This is a genomic window from Bradyrhizobium erythrophlei, from assembly GCF_042430365.1.
GTDB lineage: Bacteria > Pseudomonadota > Alphaproteobacteria > Rhizobiales > Xanthobacteraceae > Bradyrhizobium > Bradyrhizobium erythrophlei.
This window is the reverse complement of the sequence record NZ_JBHMET010000218.1, coordinates 1-20,219: the sequence shown is the minus strand read 5'-3', so window position 1 is coordinate 20,219 and position 20,219 is coordinate 1. Positions and strand designations below refer to the sequence as shown.

Below are 20,219 nucleotides of genomic sequence, written 5' to 3'. Positions count from 1 at the left end.
GATCGATGAAGGCGAGGCCGCGTCCCGGAATGCGTGGCAAGAGTGAAACACCGGCGCAAGCGCCGTGCAGTATTCACCAATTTCCGCTTTCGACCCCGCTCCTCGTCATGCGGGACAAGGACGCAACAGCGCGAACGATTCCATCGCCGTCACAAATGCGTCGTCTCGCTGTGACCGGGCTCTGAAAAATTCGACGTCGCGACGTTTCGTCGCTCCTCGCAATTCTTGTCCTGACATCAACGCCCAATCCGGAGGCATACCGATGCGATTGCCAGTCACTCTAGGCATGGTCTCAGCACTCGCGCTCACGCTCGGCAGCGCAGGCGCCGTCGCCGACGATCAGCATGGCCGGAATTCCGACGATTTCCGTCGGGTCCACACCGCGACGCCGATCAAGCACCTCGTCGTGATCTTCCAGGAAAACGTCTCCTTCGACCATTATTTCGGAACTTATCCCAACGCGCTCAATTTGAGCGGCGAAACCCCGTTCAAGGCGAAGCCGCGGACACCGAAGGTCAACAATCTGGTCACGCCGCTCGACGTCAACCACGATTTCAAGCCGCTCACAGGCATCGACCTCATCAACAAGAATCCGAACAGCATCGCGACCAATCCGGGCGCTCCCAACAACAGCAAGCAGAACGGTACCGGTGCGTCGAACCCGTTCCGGCTGTCGCCTGCGCAGGCCCTGACCGCGGACCAGGGACACAATGAGAGCCCGGAGGAGAGTGCCTACAACAATGGACGGATGGACGGCTTCCCGGCGTTCGTCGGCACCGCGGGTCCGCCGCCAGTCGGCATCGGCAGCAAGGCGCTGGTGATGGGGTACTACGACGGCAACACCGTCACGGCGATGTGGAACTACGCCCAGCACTACGCCCTGAACGACAACAATTACACCACCCAGTTCGGCCCTTCGACGCCCGGCGCAATCAACCTGATCTCGGGCCAGACCAACGGTTTCTCCGCGACGTTGAACGTGTTCGATCCCGCGGACCCCACTGGAAAGACGCTGCTGCATCCGACCCACGAAGCCTTCGGCGACGCGAGCCGAGATCCGGCTAATGTCACCGAGATCGGCGACGGCGATCCGCTGCAGGACGTCTGCTCCAATCCGAAGCTCGACCAGATCACGATGGCCGGCCGCAACATCGGTGATCTCCTCAATGCCAAGGGCATCACCTGGGGTTCGTTCATGGGCGGTTTCGACCTCACCGTCGTCAACGCCGATGGATCGACGGGCTGCGCGCGGCACACCAATCCGACTGCCCCGGGCGCGCCGGCGTTCACCTCAGTCGACTACATCCCGCACCACGCCTGGTTCCAGTACTATGCGTCGACGCGTAACCCGACCCATGCGCGGCCGAGTTCAGTGGAAGCGATCGGGCACAGCCTCATTCCCGGCACCAACAAGCCGGAGCCGGCCAATCATAACTACGACATCAACGACTTCTTCAGCGCGTTGAAAGCGCATAAGCTGCCAGCGGTGAGCTTCCTCAAGGCCGCGGCCTTCGAAGACGGGCACGCCGGATATTCGGATCCGCTCGACGAGCAGCATTTTCTGGTGCGGGTGGTCAACGCTCTGCAAAAGAGCCCGGAATGGGCTGACACCGCCGTCATCATCCTCTACGACGACTCCGACGGCTGGTACGACCACCAGATGCCGCCGATCGCCAATCCCTCGTTCAACCCGGCGGTCGACACGCTCAACGGTCCCGGTGTCTGCCAGACCAGCAATGGATTCCAGCAGGACGAGCCCGTCGTTGCAAAGCCTCTGAACGGCAATTCCGGCAAGCCGGCCTGGGGGCGTTGTGGGTACGGAACGCGGATGCCGCTGCTCGTGATTTCACCCTTCGCCAAGCGCAACCATGTCGACCACACTCTGACCGACCAGACCTCGGTGCTCCGCTTCATCGAAGACAATTGGTTGGATCACGAACGCATTCAGCGCGGCGGCTCGTTCGACACCATCGCCGGCCCGCTCGACAACATGTTCGACTTCGACCGTCGCGACGAGGACGAACCGCGTCGGCTGATCCTCGACGAAAAGACCGGCGCCATCGTCGCCTCCAACCGCGGCGAGGATGACGATCACGATCGGCACTAGTTGCGCGTGACCGAGGTGCTGCCGGTGACGCGTTCGCGTCGCCGGTGCATCTCGTCGCGTCAGTCGACCGAGAGAGACACGTCGACGGCGGGACCGATGGTTTCGACCTGCACCTACGGGCGCGGGCGTCACAGGCAAAACCGTCCGGCGCAGGTGACTCAACGGTCGCGGCTTATCCGCGCGGCGAACGCCGGCGCTTCGCGGCGTGACTGCGCGGCGAGCGCGCGACGCGCGGACGCAAGCGGCTCGCGGCCTCGCGGCGCGGCTTGACGGCTGCCTGCGGGCCGCGCGCCAGCTCCATCAACATACGCAGCGCCTCGACCACCGAGCGCTGGCGCACCGCGCTGCGGCCGATCGCGCCAAAGCGTTGCTCGCGGTGAACGATGCGGCCGTCGCGCGCGGCGACCGCGAAATGCACGAGACCCACCGGCTTGCCCGGTGTCGCACCGCCCGGACCGGCGATGCCGGTGATCGAGACCGCGAGGTCGACGCCGGCCTTTTCCAGGGCACCGATCGCCATCGCGGTCGCGGTTTCCTTGCTGACCGCGCCGAAGGTCTCGAGCGTCGCCGCCTTCACGCCAAGCATCATCCGCTTGGCCTCGTTGGAATAGGTGACAAAGCCGCGGTCGATGACGTCGGAGGAGCCGGGTATGTCGGTGAGCGCGCCCGCGACCAGGCCGCCGGTGCAGGATTCGGCGGTCGCGATGGTCAGCTTGCGCATCCGGCACAGGTCGAGCAGCGAGCGGGAGAGGGCACGAGCGTCGCTGCCGCCCATGTTACGCGCTCCAGCCTTTGTCGTCCCAGGGCAAGCGGATGGTCGCGCTTGCCGTCGCTGCGATGCCTTCCTCGCGGCCGGCGAAGCCGAGCCGCTCGCTGGTGGTCGCCTTGACCGCCACGCGCGAGACGTTGACGCCGGAGATTTCGGCGATCTTCGCCCGCATGGTGTCGCGCAACGGGCCGATCTTCGGCCGCTCGCAGATCAGCGTGACCTCGAGATTGGCGATCCGGCCGCCGCGTGCGGTGACGCGCTCGACGGCATATTTCAGAAATTGGTCGGAGGAGGCGCCCTTCCACTTGGCGTCGCTCGGCGGGAAGTGCGAGCCGATATCGCCGTCGGCCAGCGCGCCGAGAATGGCATCGACCAGTGCATGCAAGCCGACGTCGCCGTCGGAATGGGCGAGGAATCCCTTGGTGTGCGGCACGCGCACGCCGCAGATCATCACGTGGTCGCCGTCGCCGAAGGCGTGGACGTCATAGCCGGTACCGGTCCTGATGTCGCCAAGCTGGCTGGCGAGCCGCGCTTCCTCGCGCACGAAGTCTTCCGGTGTGGTGAGTTTCATGTTGGCAGGATCACCTTCAAATGTCGCAACCGTCAATCCCGCCCATTCCGCAAGCGCCGCATCATCCGTGAAATCGCTGCGGCCCTCGCGCGCCGCGCGACGATGCGCCTCCAGTATCACGTCAAAGCGAAAGGCTTGTGGCGTCTGCGCGATCCGAAGGCGCGCGCGATCCGGCGTCGCCTCGACGTCACCGCTATCGCCGGTGACCTTGATCGTGTCGGTGACAGGGATCACCGGGATCGCGGCACCGGTGCGTCCGGCGGCGGCGATCGCGCGCGAGATCACGGTCTGGGTGACGAAGGGGCGTGCGGCATCATGGATCAGCACGATGTCCGGCTTCTCGCTTGCGAGCGCCTCGAGCCCGGCATGCACGGAGGCCTGCCGCGTCGCGCCACCATTGGTCGGGGCGCGATGGCGCAGTCCCGCGACGGCCTCGCGGAACACCGCGGCGTCGTCGGGATTGACCACAGGCTGCACCGCAAACACGTCGGGGTGCCCGGAGAAAGCCTCCATCGCACGATAGATCACGGTCTGTCCGCCGATGGTCCGGTATTGCTTTGGCCCGCCTGCGCCGGCGCGCAATCCACGCCCGGCTGCGACAAGGATGGCTGCGGTACGCTCAGACTTCGGCATTTTGAACCAACGACAGACGAATCGGGGATGAGGAGGGGACGGCGGGGCTCGCCGCGCACAGCCCTTACCATGCCCGGTGCGCAAAAACAGAGCTTTCCCAATCGCTGTGGGAAAAGCAGATTTTGTTGCAGTGCACTTGCACAAATGCTAGAACTGTCTAAACTGTAGGCATGACGCTTGACTGCACAAGATTTGTGCTCAGAATACCCGACATCGGCTGCAATGACGTGGTCGACAGAACGACGAGACGGCCGTGACCGGCGTGCAAAGTGTAGCTCGTAACCCGTTGACAATAGGCGATATTGCTGTCGCCAACCGGGTTCTCCTCGCGCCCATGTCGGGGATCACCGACGCGCCCTTTCGGCGACTCGCCGCGGCCCTTGGCGCCGGGCTCGTGGTCTCCGAGATGACCGCCAGCGATGATCTCGTGAACGGCAAGCCGATGTCCAAACTGCGCTGCGAAGCGGCAGGAATCGGCCCCCATGTCGTCCAACTGGCCGGCTGCGAAACCCATTGGATGGCGGAGGGGGCCCGGATCGCGGAGGCCGCCGGCGCCGACATCATCGACATCAACATGGGCTGCCCCGCCCGTCACGTGACCGGCGGCCAGTCCGGTTCGGCGCTGATGCGCGACCTCGATCATGCGGTGACGCTGATCGACGCGACGATATCAGCGGTGAAGGTGCCGGTGACCTTGAAGATGCGGCTTGGCTGGGACGACCGCGCGCTGAACGCGCCGGAGCTGGCGCGCCGGGCGGAAGCCACCGGCGTCCAGATGATCACCGTGCACGGCCGCACCCGCTGCCAGTTCTACAAGGGCGAGGCGGACTGGAAGGCCGTGCGTGCGGTGAAGGACGCGGTTGCCATCCCCGTGGTCGTCAACGGCGACATCACCTCGTTCGAGAAGGCAGTCTCGGCGCTCGAGATGTCGGGCGCCGACGCGGTCATGATCGGCCGCGGCGCACAGGGGCAGCCCTGGCTGCCCGGCCAGATCGGCCGCCGGCTCGAGACCGGCGTCACCGAGGTCGCGCCGCCGCTGGCCGAGCAGCTCAAGCACATCCGCGCGCTCTACGACGAGGTTTGCAGCCATTACGGCGTCCGCGTCGGGCTGAAGCATGCGCGCAAGCATCTCGGCTGGGCGCTCGAGATCGCCGCCGGCTGTAGCCGCGCGCCGGCCGCGACGTTGAAAGGCTGGCGGCAGAAGATCCTGACCTCGGACGAACCGTCCACCGTGCATCGCGCGCTCGAACACGCCTATGACGATTTTGCCTGGAGTGCTGCCGCATGACGTCAGCCGCTGAACATCGCAGGCCGGTGCCGACCGACGGCGAGGCGATCCTCAACGCGTTGCCCAATCCCGTGCTGCTGGTGGCGCCGGACGGGCGGATCGTCGACGCCAACATCGCCGCCGAATCCTTCTTCGAGATTTCGACCCAGTTCCTGCGCCGCCAATCGCTCAAGGAGCTCGTGCCGTTCGGCAGCCCGCTGCTGGCGCTGATCGAGCAGGTGCGCAGCAGCGGCTCGCCGGTCAACGAATACAAGGTCGATCTCGGGACGCCCCGGATCGGCGGCGACCGCCAGGTCGACCTCCACGTCGCGCCCTTGACCGAACGGCCGGGCCACATCGTTGTGATGCTGCAGGAGCGCACCATCGCCGACAAGATGGACCGCCAGCTCACCCACCGCAGCGCCGCGCGCTCGGTGATCGCGCTCGCGGCGATGCTTGCCCATGAGATCAAGAATCCGCTGTCGGGCATCCGCGGCGCGGCACAGCTCCTGGAGCAGCAGGCCTCCTCCGAGGACCGGCTGCTGACCCGGCTGATCTGCGACGAGGCGGACCGCATCGTCACGCTGGTCGACCGCATGGAGGTGTTCGGCGACGACCGGCCGGTGGCGCGCGGGCCGGTCAACATCCATTCCGTGCTTGACCATGTAAAGCGGCTCGCGCAATCGGGCTTTGCGCGCAACGTTCGCTTCATCGAGGACTACGATCCGTCGCTGCCGCCGGTGCTGGCCAATCAGGATCAGTTGATCCAGGTGTTCCTCAACCTGGTGAAGAACGCCGCCGAGGCGGTTGCCGATCTCGGCACCGATGCGGAGATCCAGCTCACCACGGCGTTCCGGCCGGGCGTGCGGCTGTCGGTCCCGGGCAAGAAGTCGCGGGTGTCGCTGCCGCTGGAGTTCTGCGTCAAGGACAATGGCAGCGGCGTGCCGGAAGATTTGCTGCCGAACCTGTTCGATCCCTTTGTCACGACCAAGCAGACCGGCAGCGGCCTAGGCCTTGCGCTGGTCGCCAAGATCGTCGGCGATCACGGCGGCATCATCGAATGCGAGTCGCAGCCGCGCAAGACCACGTTCCGCGTGCTGATGCCGATGTACAGCGCCGCCAAGCAACACGACCAAAGCAACCGCGATGACGTTCCGGGTACGCCGTCGCCTGCCTCTCAGGATGCACGATGAGGATTTCCAATGCCTGCAGGTAGCATACTTGTCGCCGACGACGACACCGCCATCCGGACTGTCCTGAACCAGGCGCTCTCGCGCGCCGGCTACGAGGTGCGCCTGACCGGCAATGCCGCAACGCTGTGGCGCTGGGTGAGCCAGGGCGAGGGCGACCTCGTCATCACCGACGTGGTGATGCCGGACGAGAACGCGTTCGACCTGCTGCCGCGGATCAAGAAGATGCGGCCGAACCTGCCGGTCATCGTCATGAGCGCGCAAAACACCTTCATGACCGCGATCCGCGCCTCCGAGCGCGGCGCGTATGAGTACCTGCCGAAGCCGTTCGACCTGAAGGAATTGATCACCATCGTCGGCCGTGCGCTGGCCGAACCGAAGGAGCGGGCTGCCAACCCGGCCGATGATTCCGAATTCGACTCGATCCCGCTGGTTGGCCGGTCGCCGGCGATGCAGGAAATCTACCGCGTGCTGGCGCGGCTGATGCAGACCGACCTCACGGTGATGATCTCGGGTGAATCCGGCACCGGCAAGGAGCTGGTCGCCCGCGCGCTGCACGACTATGGCAAGCGCCGCAACGGCCCGTTCGTCGCGGTCAACATGGCGGCAATCCCGCGCGACCTCATCGAGTCGGAGCTGTTCGGCCATGAGCGCGGCGCCTTCACCGGCGCCAACACCCGCGCCTCCGGCCGCTTCGAGCAGGCCGAAGGCGGCACGCTGTTCCTCGACGAAATCGGCGACATGCCGATGGAGGCGCAGACCCGTCTGCTCCGCGTGCTGCAGCAGGGCGAATACACCACCGTCGGCGGTCGCACCCCGATCAAGACCGACGTGCGCATCGTCGCCGCCTCGAACAAGGACCTGCGCATCCTGATCCAGCAGGGGCTGTTCCGTGAAGATTTGTTCTTCCGCCTCAACGTGGTGCCGCTGCGGCTGCCGCCGTTGCGCGAGCGGATCGAGGATCTGCCTGACTTGATCCGGCACTTCTTCTCGCTTGCCGAGAAGGATGGCCTGCCGCCGAAGAAACTCGACGCCCAGGCGCTGGAGCGGCTCAAGCAGCACCGCTGGCCGGGCAACGTCCGCGAGCTGGAAAACCTCGCCCGGCGGCTCGCCGCGCTCTATCCGCAGGACGTCATCACCTCGTCGGTGATCGACGGCGAGCTGGCGCCGCCGGCCGTCGCGCAGGGCGGCAACGCCACCGTCGGCGTCGACAATCTCGGCGGCGCGGTCGAGGCCTATTTGTCCTCGCACTTCTCGGGCTTCCCGAACGGGGTGCCGCCGCCCGGCCTCTATCACCGCATCCTCAAGGAGATCGAGGTGCCGCTGCTCACCGCGGCGCTGGCCGCCACCCGCGGCAATCAGATCCGGGCCGCCGATCTGCTTGGGCTCAACCGGAATACGCTGCGCAAGAAGATCCGCGACCTCGATATTCAGGTCTACCGCAGCGGCAGCTAGGGGGCGACGACCGGGCCGGATCTGTCCGGTCTCCTCACGGATGAGGCGCAATGGCGCTGGGGAGAGCGATCTTCGGCGCAGTTGGCGCCGCGGAAATGTCGCAATTCGGCAACATTGTGGTATGATTGCATCAGTCCGAAATCCCACGGACGGAAGGCCCTCACCTTAGCCATTGCCGGAATGACGAGCGCAGAGACCACGGCTTCAACGCTAGACACGTCGCTTGCCGCGCCCAAGGGCTTTGCCCTACGGCGGTGGCTGGCGCCGTTCGCCGCCTTCACCGCGCTGCTGTCGGCGTTTCTGACCTTCGTGGTGCTGAGCGGCCTGACCCCGATCGAGCCGACCAAGCATGTCGTCTATTCCTTCCTGCTTATCAATGCCGCCAGCATCTTGCTGCTGGTCGGGATCATCGTCCGCGAGGTTTGGAAGGTGATCCAGGCCCGGCGCCGTGGCCGGGCGGCGGCAAGGCTGCACGTCCAGATCGTCAGCCTGTTTTCGATCATCGCGGTGCTGCCGGCGGTGCTGGTCGCCATCGTCGCCAACGTGACCATCGACCGCGGCCTCGACCGGCTGTTTTCGGGGCCGACCCGCGAGGTGATCCAGAACTCGCTGATCGTGGCGCGCGCCTACACCTACGAGCACGCCCAGCTGATCCGCGGCGACATTCTCGGCATGGCCAACGACATGTCCCATGCCCGGCCGCTCTATGACCAGGACCGCAAGTCGTTCCTCGAATTGCTGACGGCGAACGCGGCGTCGCGCAACTTGCCGGGCGCCATGCTGATCGACAAGGACGGCAACGTCCTGATGACGGCGCAGACCGGCATCAGGCAGGATTTCACCAGCCCGCCGGCGGACTTCCTCACCAATGTCGACGAGAACGAGCCGCAGATCGCGGTGTTCCCGGAGGCCAATTACGTCGCCGCGGTGATCCGCCTGCGCGCCTATACCGACACCTTTCTCTACGTGGCGCGGCTGCTCGACCCGCGCGTGGTCGGCCAATTGAAGCAGACCGAGGCAAGCGTCGCCGAATATGCCCAGATCGAATCGCGCCGGCTCGGCATCCAGGTCACCTTCGCGCTGATGTTTGCGGTGATCGCGCTGACCATCCTGATGGCCTCGGTGCTGATCGGGCTGAATTTCGCCAACTGGCTGGTCGAGCCGATCCGCAACATCATGAGCGCGGCCAACCAGGTCTCGACCGGCGACCTGCACGTGCAGGTGCCGGTGGTCAAATCCGAGGGCGATCTCGCCCAGCTCGGCCAGACCTTCAACAACATGACGCAGGAGCTGCGCACCCAGCGCGACGAGCTCGTCAATGCCAGCGAGCTGATCGATAGCCGCCGCCGGTTCATCGAGGCGGTGCTGTCCTCCGCCAGCGCCGGCATCATCGGCGTCGACGCCTCGGGCAGCGTTGGCATCCTCAACCGCTCGGCCGAGAAGCTGATCGGGCATGCCGAATCCGAGACGCTCGACCATCCGCTGTCGGACGTGCTGCCCGAGCTCGACGACATGATGAAGACGGCGCGGGAAGGGACCCAGCGGCTGGTGCAGGGCCAGATCACCATCAGCCGCGACGGCCATGAGCGGAACCTGTCAGTGCGCATTTCGGCCGAGCAGACCAGCCACTCGCGCGACAGCTACATCATTACGCTCGACGACATCACCGAGCTGGTGTCGGCGCAGCGCACCTCGGCCTGGGGCGACGTCGCCCGCCGCATCGCCCACGAGATCAAGAACCCGCTGACCCCGATCCAGCTCTCCGCCGAGCGCATCCGCCGCAAGTTCGGCAAGACCATCACCCAGGAGAAGGACAAGTCGATCTTCGAGCAGTGCACCGACACCATCGTGCGCCAGGTCGACGATATCAGGCGGATGGTCGACGAATTCTCCCGCTTTGCGCGGATGCCGAAGCCCGTGATGGAAGGCGAGGATGTCGCCGACGTGGTGCGGCAGGCGGTGTTCCTGATGAAGGTCGGCCACCCCGACCTCGACATCGAGGCCGACATCAAGCAGGCCCCGCTGCCTGCGCAGTTCGACCGCCGGCTGATCTCGCAGGCGCTGACCAACATCATCAAGAACGCCACCGAGGCGATCGAGCAGGTCCCGCCCGAGGAGCTCGGCAAGGGACGCATCGACGTCGTCGCCCAGCGCGAGAAGGACGACATCATCATCGACGTCGTCGACAACGGGATCGGCCTGCCCAAGGTGGCGCGCGCCCGGCTGCTCGAGCCCTATGTGACGACGCGGCAGAAGGGCACCGGCCTTGGGCTTGCGATCGTCGGCCGCGTGCTGGAAGACCATGGCGGCCGCATCGAGCTCAAGGACGCGTCTGATTTCCGCGAGGGCCAGCGCGGCGCTTGGATGCGGCTGCGCTTCGCCGTGTCGGGGCAGGCGGCCAAGCCGGAGCACAAGGAGCAAGGATCCGACGCGAAACCGGAATCGACCGAACAGGGCACTGAAAAAAACTCGCCGAGGGAGCCGACCAGCGACCCGGCACAAGCGACCAACAATGAACCAAAAATCAAAGCCGCGACGGGCGACTGACAAGGCAGGTGTAACCCATGGCAAGTGACATTCTGATTGTCGACGACGAAGCAGACATTCGCGATCTCGTTGCGGGCATCCTCGACGATGAGGGATTTTCCACACGAACCGCGCGCGACAGCGATTCGGCGCTCGCCGAGATCGCCAACCGCCGCCCGCATCTGGTGTTTCTCGACATCTGGCTGCAGGGCTCCAAGCTCGACGGGCTGCAGCTGCTCGAGCAGATCAAGAAGGACAATGCCGATCTGCCTGTCGTGATGATCTCCGGCCACGGCAACATCGAGACCGCCGTCGCCGCGATCAAGCGGGGCGCCTATGATTTCATCGAAAAACCCTTCAAATCCGACCGGCTGATCCTGGTCGCCACCCGGGCGCTGGAGACCTCGCGGCTCAAGCGCGAAGTGAAGGAATTGAAGCAACTCGCTCCGGCGGCTAGCGTTTTGACCGGCCGCTCGGCCTGCATGAACCAGCTCCGCCAGACCATCGACCGCGCCGCCAAAGCCAACAGCCGCATCCTGATCGTCGGGCCCTCCGGCGCCGGCAAGGAGCTCGCCGCGCGCACCCTGCACAATGCCTCCACCCGCGCCGAGGGGCCGTTCGTCGTCATCAACGCGGCGGCGATCACGCCGGAGCGCATGGAGGTCGAGCTGTTCGGCATCGAAGGCTCGAACGGCGAACAGCAGCGCAAGCCGGGCGCGCTCGAAGAGGCCCATGGCGGCACGCTGTTCATCGACGAGATCGCCGACATGCCGCGCGAGACCCAGAACAAGATCCTGCGCGTGCTGGTCGACCAGACCTTCCAGCGCCAGGGCGGCACCACCAAGGTCCATGTCGACGTCCGCATCATTTCCTCCACCGCGCGCAACCTGGAGGAGGAGATCGCGGCCGGTCATTTCCGCGAGGACCTCTACCACCGTCTGTCCGTGGTCCCGATCCGCGTCCCGCCGCTGTCGGAGCGGCGCGAGGACATTCCGGAGCTGATCGACTACTTCATGGACCAGATCTCGGTCGCGACCGGCCTGCCGAAGCGGCAGATCGGGCAGGATGCGATGGCGGTGCTGCAATCGCATGTCTGGCCCGGCAACGTCCGCCAGCTCCGCAACAACGTCGAGCGCGTGATGATTCTCGCCGGCGGCGGGCCGGAGGCGATCATCACCGCCGACATGCTGCCGCAGGACGTTGGCTCAATGGTGCCGGCGATGCCGACCTCCAACAATGGCGAGCACATCATGGGGCTACCGCTGCGCGAGGCGCGGGAGGTGTTCGAGCGCGACTACCTGATCGCGCAGATCAGCCGCTTCTCCGGCAATATCTCGCGCACTGCGGAGTTCGTCGGCATGGAGCGCTCGGCGCTGCATCGCAAGCTGAAGGCACTCGGGGTCGGCTAGGCGGCCGACCCGGACGGCGGCAATTCATCCACTTGAATGAGAATATTCGTCTCTTTCCACGTGCTTTCTTAGAATTGCCACCGTGTTCCTACGGAGTGGCGCGCGAACTGGCTTGCCTAAGATGCGCGCGTAGCCTCTAATCCTAACGCTACGCCTGTCGGAGGGGGATCTCAGGGCAGGTGGGCAGCCGGGGCAGGCTCCGTGAGAGAGCAACAACCGGTTCAATAAAAAGAAACACAAGATTGCGGGACAAAAACAAATGGCGGCAGACCGCGCACAAAACCTACAAGACACCTTCCTGAACCACGTTCGTAAAACCAAAACGCCACTGACGATATTTCTGGTCAACGGAGTGAAGCTGCAGGGCATTGTCACCTGGTTCGACAATTTCTGTCTGCTGCTGCGGCGCGACGGTCACTCGCAGCTGGTCTACAAGCATGCGATCTCGACCATCATGCCGGGCGCTCCGATCCAGCTGTTCGAAGGCGGCGAGGATGCGCCGGCTTGAGAGTGAACTGATTGGAACCCTTCAACCGTGAAGGGGGCGCCGACCGTCCGCGGTCGGCGGGGAGCAGCAACACCGGGCGGGTGATCGTCATCGGCCCGTACTTGCGTGCGCGCCGCGGCGACGGCGATGCGCAGACGGATTCATCTGTTCGCGACTACGAAGCGCGGATCGAGGAAGCCGCCGGTCTTGCGCGCGCCATCGACCTCGCCGTCGTCGAGGCGGTGGTCGCGCCGATCAGCCAGATCCGTCCCGCCACCTATCTCGGCAAGGGCAAGGTCGAGGAGATCACCGGCCTCGTTGCCGGCAATCATGTCGAGCTCGTGGTGATGGATTGCGCGCTGTCGCCGATCCAGCAGCGCAACCTCGAGAAGGCCTGGACCACCAAGGTGCTCGACCGCACCGGCCTGATCCTGGAAATCTTCGGCCGCCGCGCCAAGACCAAGGAGGGCGCGCTGCAGGTCGAGCTCGCCCATCTCAACTACCAGCGCAGCCGCCTGGTGCGGTCATGGACCCATCTCGAGCGCCAGCGTGGCGGCTTCGGCTTCATGGGCGGTCCCGGTGAAACCCAGATCGAGGCCGACCGGCGGCTGATCAGCGAGCGCATCACCAAGCTCGAGGGAGAATTGAAGAAGGTGCAGGCGACGCGGCGGCTGCATCGCGCCGGCCGCCAGCGCGTGCCGTATCGCGTCGTTGCGCTGGTCGGCTACACCAACGCCGGCAAGTCGACGCTGTTCAACCGACTGACGCGGGCGGATGTGCAGGCCGCCGACATGCTGTTTGCCACGCTGGACCCGACCTTGCGCGCGCTGCACCTGCCGTATGGCGGCAAGGCGATGCTGTCGGATACCGTCGGCTTCATCTCCAACCTGCCGACCCAGCTCGTCGCCGCCTTCCGCGCCACGCTGGAGGAGGTGCTGGAGGCCGACATCATCCTGCATGTCCGCGACATCTCGCATGAGGACGCCGAAGCGCAGGAGCGCGACGTCGAGGCCGTGCTGCGCCAGCTCGGCATTGATCCGGACGCCGATGGCGGCCAGCGCATCATCGAGGTCTGGAACAAGATCGACCGTTTCGACGCCGAGGAGCGCGACAACCTGCGCAACATCGCCGCGCGCCGCCCGCCGGAGCGGCCGTGCTTCCTGGTTTCGGCCGCGACCGGCGAGGGGATCGACGAGCTCCTGACCGCGATCGAGGACCGCCTCGCCAAGAAGCGCATGACGCTAAATCTCTCGATTGACGCCTCCGACGGCGCCGGCATCAGCTGGCTGCACCGCAATGCCGAGGTGCTCAACAAGGAGCTGCACGGCGAGCGCTTCGACATGACGGTCCGCGTCGACGAGACCAAGCGCGACATCGTGATGTCGCGGTTCGATGCCGTGCCGCATCAAGCCGCAACTGAGCGGCAGCGCGTCAGGCGGTAAGCAGCCGGCTGATAGCGAAATCGAGGAAGGCGCGGAGTCGCGCCGAACCGTATCTGCCGGACGGCCACAGCAGCCAGAACACGCCTTCGACGGCCTCGGCATCCAGCACAATTCGTAGCGTTCCGGAGGCAACGAGATCGCGCACCAGAAAGTCGGGCGACCAGGCAAGTCCGAGCCCCGCGAGCGCGGCCGCACGCACGGCCTCCATGTTCGAGCAGACCACAAAGGGCGTTGCCTCCTCGACAGCCGCGCGCGATCCGCCGGCGATCCGCCAGACCTGCATCACGTCAGTGTCGGGGTGTCGGAAGCGGATCTGGCGATGGTTCGTCAGTTCGGCGGCATCGCGGGGTTCTCCGTGTTCGGCGAGATAAGAGGGCGCGGCGCACAGGATGAAGCGAAACGTGCCGAGCTTGCGCGACGTCAGGCTCGAATCGGGCAATTCGCCGCTTCGGATCGCGAGATCGAAGCCATCTGCGACCAAATCCCGCATCCGGTCGTCAAAATCCAGATCGAGACGAATCTTCGGATATGCCTGCGTGAACTCCGCAAGATGCGGTGCCAGCAGGTGATAACCCACGGCCGGAAGGCTGATCCGCAGCAATCCCTGCGGTTCGCCCGTCGATTCCGACAGCAGCGCGGTGGTCTCGCGCCAGTCATCCTGCAGCCGCCGCGCACGGCCAAGCAGCAGCTCGCCTTCAGGCGTGAGGCAGACGCGTCGCGTGGTGCGCGTGAACAGGCGGACGCCGAGCTGCGCTTCCAGCGCGCCGATGGCCTTTCCGGTGGCAGACGGTGACAGGCCGAGCTTTCGCGCGGCAGCCGCAAAGCTCAGGGTCTCGGCAACCGCGACAAAGGTGTGCAGCGATGGGGGGCTTTCCATTGATACAGATTAGCGAATTCTGTTCGCTGATGTCGCGAGTTTCTGCCCGATGATGCCGGGCGATGTCCTTTCTATCCTCGATCCGACCGGAACAAATCGAGGTGTGAACGATGACCCGCAAGACCTGCACTGACCGCCCGCGCTATGAACTGACCGGATTCGTCGAAGGCGTTTGGAATCCGGAAGACCTGGTCGAGCTTCCGGGCACCTCGTGGGTCATCGTGAGCGGCATGCGCTCGGCGCGCCACGCCGGTTGCCTGTTCAAGGTCGACACCGCTCGGCCGTCACGCGCAAGCGAATTGCGCTGGGAAACAGCCGGCGAAAAAGCCCGGCTCGGGCCTCACATTTTCGATCCGCACGGGATCGCGGCGCGGCTCCTCGCGGACGGCCGCTTTGAGCTCCTGGTCGTCGACCATGGCGGCGGCGAGGCGATCGATCGGCTGGTGCTTGAACTCCGCCAGGAGGGGCCGGTCGTTGTGGAGGGGGACCGTGTCGAGCAACCGCCCCAGACGTCGGCAAATGCCGTCGCTCATCTGCCCGACGGGGGCTTTGTCATGACCAGCATGTTCGACCCCGCCGACAACGACAAGCTCTCCCGTTTCGCGCGTGCTGAAGCGACCGGGCAGGTCTGGCGCTGGTCGCCTTCGACGGGCTGGAGCCGCTTCGGCGACCTTCAGATGTCGGGGGCCAATGGGATCGCTGTGTCGGGTGACGGACGATCCGTCATCGGCTGCGAGTGGGCGGCACGCCGGGTGTGGCGGCTCGATGAACACGGCCGCCCGGTCTCGAGCGCGGAGACCGACTTCTTGCCGGACAATCTGCGCTGGACCTCCGATGGATATCTTCTGCTCGCGGGCCAGGCCGATCGGCCTGAAGCGGTGTTCGGCTGCGAGGCGAGGGGCGAGCGCTGCCCGCTGGCGTTCAAGGTCGCGCGGGTCGATCCCGTGAGCCTTGCAATCGAGCCGCTGATTGTCATGGACGAGGCCGATGCGACGGCAAGCGGTTTCGGCGGCGCGACGGGAGCGCTGATGGTGGGAGAGCAGATATGGGTCGGAAGTTTCACCGGGGAGCGGATCGGGATTTTTGCGCCGGCCATCTGAGCGGCTGGGCGCCTCGGCAGCCGCACACTCGGAAATATGACAACGCCGTGACGTCGCCGGCCTGCGACCAGCCGCCGCACTTTCTGTTTGAAATCCGCATCGCCTTGGTCCATTGCGCTGCTGGACGCAAAGGCGAGGCCGATCGATGCAGAATTCCGGCGAAGTCGTGGCGGGTGAGAAGCCCGCGAACGTAAACGGGGACCTTGCTCACGAGCGGGCGCCCGATATCGTCGAGGCGCTGAATACGCAGGAGCCCTTGGCAGCGGCCGCGATGTTGCAGTCGTTGCCGGCCGAGAAGGCGATCGAGGTGCTCGATCTGCCGGGCCTTGCCAACACCTGCGACATCATTTCGGCGCTGCCGACACAAACCGCCGTCACCCTGCTGTCCGGCGTCTCCGACGACCGCGCCGCCGACATCTTCAAGGAACTGGTCGAGCCGCTACGGACCACGCTGCTCAACGGGCTCAATCCGGAGACGCGCGCCGTCATCTCGGGGCTATTGGCCTATCCCGAGCGTTCGGCCGGCAGCATCATGACGACCGAGTTCGTCAGCGTGCCGTCGACCTGGACCATCGCCGAGGTCCTGCACCACATCCGCATGGTCGAGCGCACGCGGGAAACCGTCTACTCGATCTTCGTGGTCGATCCGGTCAAGAAGACCCTGATCCAGGCGGTGCCGCTGCGTCGCCTGATCTCGGGCGATCCGCATGCCAATGTCCTGACCGCCGCACCGGCGCGGCGGCCGCTGATGATCTCGCCGGAAGCCGACCGCATGGAGGCGGCGCGGCTGATTTCCCGCTACGACCTGCTCGCGGTCGCGGTCGTCGACGGTCCGGGCCGTATCCTCGGCATCGTCACGGTCGACGACGTCATCGACACCATCGTCGAGGAATCGACCGAGGACGCCCAGAAGTTCGGCGGCATGGAAGCGCTCGACGAGCCTTATTTGCGGATCAGCTTCGCCGAGATGATCAGGAAGCGCGGCGGCTGGCTGTGTGCGCTGTTCCTATCGGAAATGCTGACCGCCAGCGCCATGCAGACCTACCAGAGCGAACTGGAGAAGGCGATCGTCCTGACGCTGTTCATCCCGCTGATTATGAGCTCGGGCGGCAATTCCGGCTCGCAGGCGACGTCGCTTTTGATCCGCGCGCTGGCGCTGCACGAGCTGCGGCTGCGCGACTGGTGGCGGGTCGCCCTGCGCGAGCTGCCGACCGGGCTCGCGCTCGGCGCCATCCTCGGCGTGATCGGCATGACGCGGATCACGCTCTGGCAGACGCTCGGCATCTTCGACTACGGCCCCCATTGGGGCCTGGTGGCGGCAACCGTCGGCGCCGCGCTGGTCGGCATCGTGACCTTCGGGTCGCTGTCTGGATCGATGCTACCGTTCATCCTCAAGCGCATCGGGTTCGATCCCGCCAGCGCGTCCGCCCCCTTCGTCGCCACGCTGGTCGACGTCACCGGCCTCGTGATCTATTTCGGGGTCGCGGCCGTCATCCTTCGCGGCACGCTCCTGTGAGGGGTGGCAGCGGGGGAGGCAAGCCGCTGCCACCCGCTCTCGCTGCGTCCACAAACTCGCCGTCGTCCCTGCCTAGTGCGCAATTGCGCACGGGGGCGGGACCCATAACCACCGGCCTTCATGGTTACGCAAGCTCGCAGTTCCGTCCTCGCTCGCCTTTGGCGCAGGGCCGGCGTCATGCGCGCGTTACTCGCAACGTCGTCCAATCGATGGATCACGCGGTATGGGTCCCGGCCTTCGCCGGGACGACAGCGGCCTTGGCCTCATTCCACAGCGCGTCCATCTCCTCCAGCGTCGCGTCCTCAAGCAAACGGCCGCGCGCCGCCAGGGCCCGCTCGATATAGGCAAACCGCCGCTCGAATTTCGCATTCGTCGCGCGCAACGCGGTCTCCGGATCGGCGCCGACATGGCGCGCGAGGTTGACGACGGCGAACATCAGGTCGCCGGTCTCTGCCGCAAGCTCCTCCTTGTCCTTGCCGTCGAGAGCGGCCTCGATCTCGTCTGCCTCCTCGCGGATCTTGTTCAGAACCGCGCGCGGGTCGTTCCAGTCGAAGCCGACGGTCGAGGCCTTGCGTTGCAGCTCCATCGCGCGCGTCAGTGCGGGGAGACCGGCCTTGACGCTCGCCAGCAGGGATTTGTGCGCGGTTTCTTCCGGCAGCCGCCGCGCCGCGCGTTCGGCCTTCTCCTCGGCCTTGATGCGTTCCCACGCGCTCTTGACGCCGGCGGGCTGGATGTTGCCGTCCTCGTCGGCAAACACATGCGGATGCCGGCGGATCATCTTGGTCGTGATCGCCTCGACCACGTCGCCGAAGGCGAAGGCGTTCTGCTCCTCCGCCATGCGGGCGTGATAGACGACCTGCAGCAGGAGATCGCCGAGCTCATCGCGTAGGTCGTCGAAATCGCCGCGCGTGATCGCATCCGCGACCTCATAGGCCTCCTCGATCGTATAAGGCGCGATCGTCGCAAAGTTCTGCTCGAGATCCCACGGACAGCCGCCTTCGGGCGCCCGCAAAGCGGCCATGATCTCGATGAGGCGGGAGATGTCTCGGGAGGGCTTCATGTATGTAATTCGATCCAACTAGTTGATCCGATAGCGAAACTCAATCGCAAGCGTATGCACTGCCGCTAATGGGAGGCTATGGACGGACTAAAACAGCATACATGCAGGCGTGGCATGATATGAAGAAGCCGCCAACTTTCCGGAAGCCAATGTGGACGCATGCAAAAAGCATCAAGGTGATTGACCGAGCCGATGGCAAGGCGAAGGTCTATATCCTTGCACGTCATGATGGGTTTTACGAATACAGAGGCGAGGCTGAGATTCAGGGGGACGAATACGAAGGCGTCTACTGGTCGCCGACCGAGAGATCCGGCCTTTTCGCATCCGCCCGCGAGGCGGAGCAAGCCGCGTTCGATGGCATACCGTGGCTTCGTCAACAGATCAGGACACTCCCGAATTCAACTTAGGACACTCGTGGTCGAAAGTGGCGTGAGGAGTTGATCGTCCAGATGACAGCCGCCTCCGGGCGGCTTTTTCTTTGGTCCGGATTGAGCCTCAAAATGTAGATTAGACTTCCCAGGGGCAGCCGGTCACCGGCGTTCGCAGGGCGGCCATGATCTCGATCAGGCGGGAAACATCGCGGGAAGGGGTCATGAGGCACCGACGCGTGAGGGACCGGGCTGTTATGCCAAAACGCCCCCGCCGATCCCAGCAAAACACGCCGGAATCGCGGCACTGTCCACCGATTGGCCGTGGCGTTCCGAAGTGAGTCTTATTTGGCGCGTTTTCTTCACGCGAACCGGTGCCCACTTCGCTCGAAAACGCTATAAGCGCGTTCCATGAGCAATCAGACCAATTCCGATACCGCACTGGTGCTGTTCTCCGGCGGCCAGGATTCCACGACATGCCTTGCCTGGGCATTGTCGCGCTTTGCCCGCGTCGAGATGCTCGGCTTCTCCTACGGCCAGCGCCACGCGATCGAGCTCGACTGCCGCGATCGCCTGTTGTCCGGTATCAAGTCGCTGCGGCCTGAATGGGCGGCCAAGCTCGGTGACAGCCACACGCTTGCGATCCCGACGCTGTCGGAGATTTCAGACACCGCGTTGACCCGCGACGTCGCGATCGCGATGGGCGAGGACGGGCTGCCGAACACCTTCGTGCCCGGCCGCAACCTGGTGTTCCTCACCTTCGCGGCGGCGCTGGCCTACCGTCGCGGCATCCGCCACATCATCGGCGGCATGTGCGAGACCGATTACTCCGGTTATCCGGATTGTCGCGACGAGACCATCAAGGCGTTGCAGTCGGCGGTTAGCCTCGGCATGGCTAGGACCTTCGAATTGCACACGCCGCTGATGTGGCTCGACAAGGCCGCGACCTGGCGGCTCGCGCATGAGCTCGGCGGGGTAGGGCTGGTCGACCTGATCCGCGAGCATTCCCACACCTGCTATCTCGGCGAACGCGGCGCGCAGCACGACTGGGGCTACGGTTGTGGAGAATGCCCGGCGTGCAGCCTGCGTGCCAAGGGCTGGCGGGAGTATGCGGCCAGCACGTGAACGCCCCAAGCACTGATTTGCCCGACGGCGCAAGTCCCCGGCGCAAAAATATTTCGGTTTTTCGGAATCGCAAATCAGTGTATAGATCGACCCGTCTCACCCGCCTGAGGGGCGCTTCGCGATCGTCACGAGTGTTGGGTCGAGATGCGGTGGACGCCAAGTGCGTGACTGACGAGCACGCGTGAAGCGGACGGTGAAATCGTGTGGTCCTGACGCCCCAGTGGCAGGTGTCTCCCCGCAAGAGGCTAACGCGTCTTGCGGATGACGGTGACAAACAAGCCCGGTCTCGCCGGCTATCTAATGCACACATCTTTGTT

Annotated in this window: 16 protein-coding genes and 1 pseudogene; 12 read left to right on the top strand and 5 right to left on the bottom strand. The window is 65.2% G+C overall.

The genetic code is table 11. The annotated features are described in order from the left end of the window. Positions 1-262 precede the first annotated feature (262 nt). Positions 263-2,107, top strand: a complete 1,845-nt coding sequence (locus ACFFWD_RS30185) for a phospholipase C (protein WP_376971563.1) — start codon at positions 263-265, stop codon at positions 2,105-2,107. Positions 2,108-2,279: 172 nt separating this feature from the next. Here ACFFWD_RS30185 and ACFFWD_RS30180 read toward each other — a convergent pair whose 3' ends face one another. Continuing rightward, complete coding sequence (locus tag ACFFWD_RS30180; protein WP_376971558.1) at positions 2,280-2,882, bottom strand: CinA family protein; 603 nt, start codon at positions 2,880-2,882, stop codon at positions 2,280-2,282. Position 2,883: 1 nt separating this feature from the next. Further along, positions 2,884-4,080: a bifunctional 2-C-methyl-D-erythritol 4-phosphate cytidylyltransferase/2-C-methyl-D-erythritol 2,4-cyclodiphosphate synthase gene (locus tag ACFFWD_RS30175; RefSeq protein ID WP_376971556.1), complete on the bottom strand. Its 1,197-nt coding sequence runs from the start codon at positions 4,078-4,080 to the stop codon at positions 2,884-2,886. Between the two features lie 286 nt (positions 4,081-4,366). On the opposite strand from ACFFWD_RS30175, the gene dusB reads away from it, so the two are divergent. The 7 genes from dusB (at position 4,367) to hflX (ending at position 13,856) form a co-directional block, all read left to right on the top strand. After that, the gene (gene dusB / locus ACFFWD_RS30170) at positions 4,367-5,368 is read left to right on the top strand and encodes a tRNA dihydrouridine synthase DusB (protein ID WP_376971647.1); all 1,002 of its coding nucleotides are present in this window, start codon (positions 4,367-4,369) and stop codon (positions 5,366-5,368) included. Continuing rightward, entirely contained in the window at positions 5,365-6,540 is a 1,176-nt protein-coding gene (locus tag ACFFWD_RS30165; RefSeq protein ID WP_376971554.1) for a two-component system sensor histidine kinase NtrB, read from the top strand. The genes dusB and ACFFWD_RS30165 overlap by 4 nt, the downstream gene beginning before the upstream one ends. Before the next feature lie 9 nt (positions 6,541-6,549). After that, positions 6,550-7,992, top strand: coding sequence for a nitrogen regulation protein NR(I) (ntrC, locus tag ACFFWD_RS30160; protein WP_376971552.1), 1,443 nt, complete (start codon positions 6,550-6,552; stop codon positions 7,990-7,992). A gap of 180 nt (positions 7,993-8,172) precedes the next feature. Then, positions 8,173-10,539, top strand: coding sequence for a sensor histidine kinase NtrY-like (locus tag ACFFWD_RS30155; protein WP_376971550.1), 2,367 nt, complete (start codon positions 8,173-8,175; stop codon positions 10,537-10,539). A 17-nt stretch (positions 10,540-10,556) separates the two neighbouring features. After that, positions 10,557-11,927 carry a nitrogen assimilation response regulator NtrX gene (gene ntrX, locus ACFFWD_RS30150; protein ID WP_376971548.1) on the top strand — a complete coding sequence of 457 codons (1,371 nt, stop codon included), beginning with the start codon at positions 10,557-10,559 and terminating at the stop codon, positions 11,925-11,927. 259 nt (positions 11,928-12,186) lie between these two features. Beyond that, positions 12,187-12,435 (top strand): RNA chaperone Hfq, encoded by a 249-nt coding sequence (hfq, locus tag ACFFWD_RS30145; protein ID WP_006020546.1) that lies wholly within the window; start codon positions 12,187-12,189, stop codon positions 12,433-12,435. An 11-nt stretch (positions 12,436-12,446) separates the two neighbouring features. After that, positions 12,447-13,856, top strand: coding sequence for a GTPase HflX (gene hflX / locus ACFFWD_RS30140; RefSeq protein WP_376971543.1), 1,410 nt, complete (start codon positions 12,447-12,449; stop codon positions 13,854-13,856). Here hflX and ACFFWD_RS30135 read toward each other — a convergent pair. Continuing rightward, positions 13,846-14,733 carry a LysR substrate-binding domain-containing protein gene (locus tag ACFFWD_RS30135; RefSeq protein ID WP_376971541.1) on the bottom strand — a complete coding sequence of 296 codons (888 nt, stop codon included), beginning with the start codon at positions 14,731-14,733 and terminating at the stop codon, positions 13,846-13,848. The genes hflX and ACFFWD_RS30135 overlap by 11 nt on opposite strands. A 110-nt stretch (positions 14,734-14,843) precedes the next feature. On the opposite strand from ACFFWD_RS30135, the gene ACFFWD_RS30130 reads away from it, so the two are divergent. Continuing rightward, positions 14,844-15,833: an SMP-30/gluconolactonase/LRE family protein gene (locus ACFFWD_RS30130; RefSeq protein WP_376971539.1), complete on the top strand. Its 990-nt coding sequence runs from the start codon at positions 14,844-14,846 to the stop codon at positions 15,831-15,833. Between the two features lie 145 nt (positions 15,834-15,978). Then, positions 15,979-17,349 (top strand): magnesium transporter, encoded by a 1,371-nt coding sequence (mgtE, locus tag ACFFWD_RS30125; RefSeq protein ID WP_376971537.1) that lies wholly within the window; start codon positions 15,979-15,981, stop codon positions 17,347-17,349. 214 nt (positions 17,350-17,563) lie between these two features. Here mgtE and mazG read toward each other — a convergent pair whose 3' ends face one another. Beyond that, the gene (mazG, locus tag ACFFWD_RS30120; RefSeq protein ID WP_376971535.1) at positions 17,564-18,409 is read right to left on the bottom strand and encodes a nucleoside triphosphate pyrophosphohydrolase; all 846 of its coding nucleotides are present in this window, start codon (positions 18,407-18,409) and stop codon (positions 17,564-17,566) included. 119 nt (positions 18,410-18,528) lie between these two features. Here mazG and ACFFWD_RS30115 point away from each other — a divergent pair, with 119 nt between their 5' ends. Then, entirely contained in the window at positions 18,529-18,816 is a 288-nt protein-coding gene (locus ACFFWD_RS30115; RefSeq protein WP_376971533.1) for a hypothetical protein, read from the top strand. A gap of 103 nt (positions 18,817-18,919) precedes the next feature. On the opposite strand, the pseudogene ACFFWD_RS30110 reads toward ACFFWD_RS30115, so the two are convergent. Then, positions 18,920-19,003 (bottom strand): annotated as a pseudogene (locus tag ACFFWD_RS30110) (nucleoside triphosphate pyrophosphohydrolase); the annotation flags it as partial. Between the two features lie 185 nt (positions 19,004-19,188). On the opposite strand from ACFFWD_RS30110, the gene queC reads away from it, so the two are divergent. After that, on the top strand, positions 19,189-19,902 hold the full coding sequence (gene queC / locus ACFFWD_RS30105) for a 7-cyano-7-deazaguanine synthase QueC (RefSeq protein WP_376971531.1): 714 nt from the start codon (positions 19,189-19,191) through the stop codon (positions 19,900-19,902). Positions 19,903-20,219 lie beyond the last annotated feature (317 nt).

What these genes read in the sequence shown, in the direction of transcription:
- ACFFWD_RS30185 (WP_376971563.1), top strand. Translation starts at nt 263, where the DNA reads ATGCGATTGCCAGTCACTCTAGGCATGGTCTCAGCACTCGCGCTCACG.
- ACFFWD_RS30180 (WP_376971558.1), bottom strand. Translation starts at nt 2,882, where the DNA reads ATGGGCGGCAGCGACGCTCGTGCCCTCTCCCGCTCGCTGCTCGACCTG.
- ACFFWD_RS30175 (WP_376971556.1), bottom strand. Translation starts at nt 4,080, where the DNA reads ATGCCGAAGTCTGAGCGTACCGCAGCCATCCTTGTCGCAGCCGGGCGT.
- ACFFWD_RS30165 (WP_376971554.1), top strand. Translation starts at nt 5,365, where the DNA reads ATGACGTCAGCCGCTGAACATCGCAGGCCGGTGCCGACCGACGGCGAG.
- ntrC (WP_376971552.1), top strand. Translation starts at nt 6,550, where the DNA reads ATGCCTGCAGGTAGCATACTTGTCGCCGACGACGACACCGCCATCCGG.
- ACFFWD_RS30155 (WP_376971550.1), top strand. Translation starts at nt 8,173, where the DNA reads ATGACGAGCGCAGAGACCACGGCTTCAACGCTAGACACGTCGCTTGCC.
- ntrX (WP_376971548.1), top strand. Translation starts at nt 10,557, where the DNA reads ATGGCAAGTGACATTCTGATTGTCGACGACGAAGCAGACATTCGCGAT.
- hfq (WP_006020546.1), top strand. Translation starts at nt 12,187, where the DNA reads ATGGCGGCAGACCGCGCACAAAACCTACAAGACACCTTCCTGAACCAC.
- ACFFWD_RS30135 (WP_376971541.1), bottom strand. Translation starts at nt 14,733, where the DNA reads ATGGAAAGCCCCCCATCGCTGCACACCTTTGTCGCGGTTGCCGAGACC.
- ACFFWD_RS30130 (WP_376971539.1), top strand. Translation starts at nt 14,844, where the DNA reads ATGACCCGCAAGACCTGCACTGACCGCCCGCGCTATGAACTGACCGGA.
- mgtE (WP_376971537.1), top strand. Translation starts at nt 15,979, where the DNA reads ATGCAGAATTCCGGCGAAGTCGTGGCGGGTGAGAAGCCCGCGAACGTA.
- mazG (WP_376971535.1), bottom strand. Translation starts at nt 18,409, where the DNA reads ATGAAGCCCTCCCGAGACATCTCCCGCCTCATCGAGATCATGGCCGCT.
- ACFFWD_RS30115 (WP_376971533.1), top strand. Translation starts at nt 18,529, where the DNA reads ATGAAGAAGCCGCCAACTTTCCGGAAGCCAATGTGGACGCATGCAAAA.
- queC (WP_376971531.1), top strand. Translation starts at nt 19,189, where the DNA reads ATGAGCAATCAGACCAATTCCGATACCGCACTGGTGCTGTTCTCCGGC.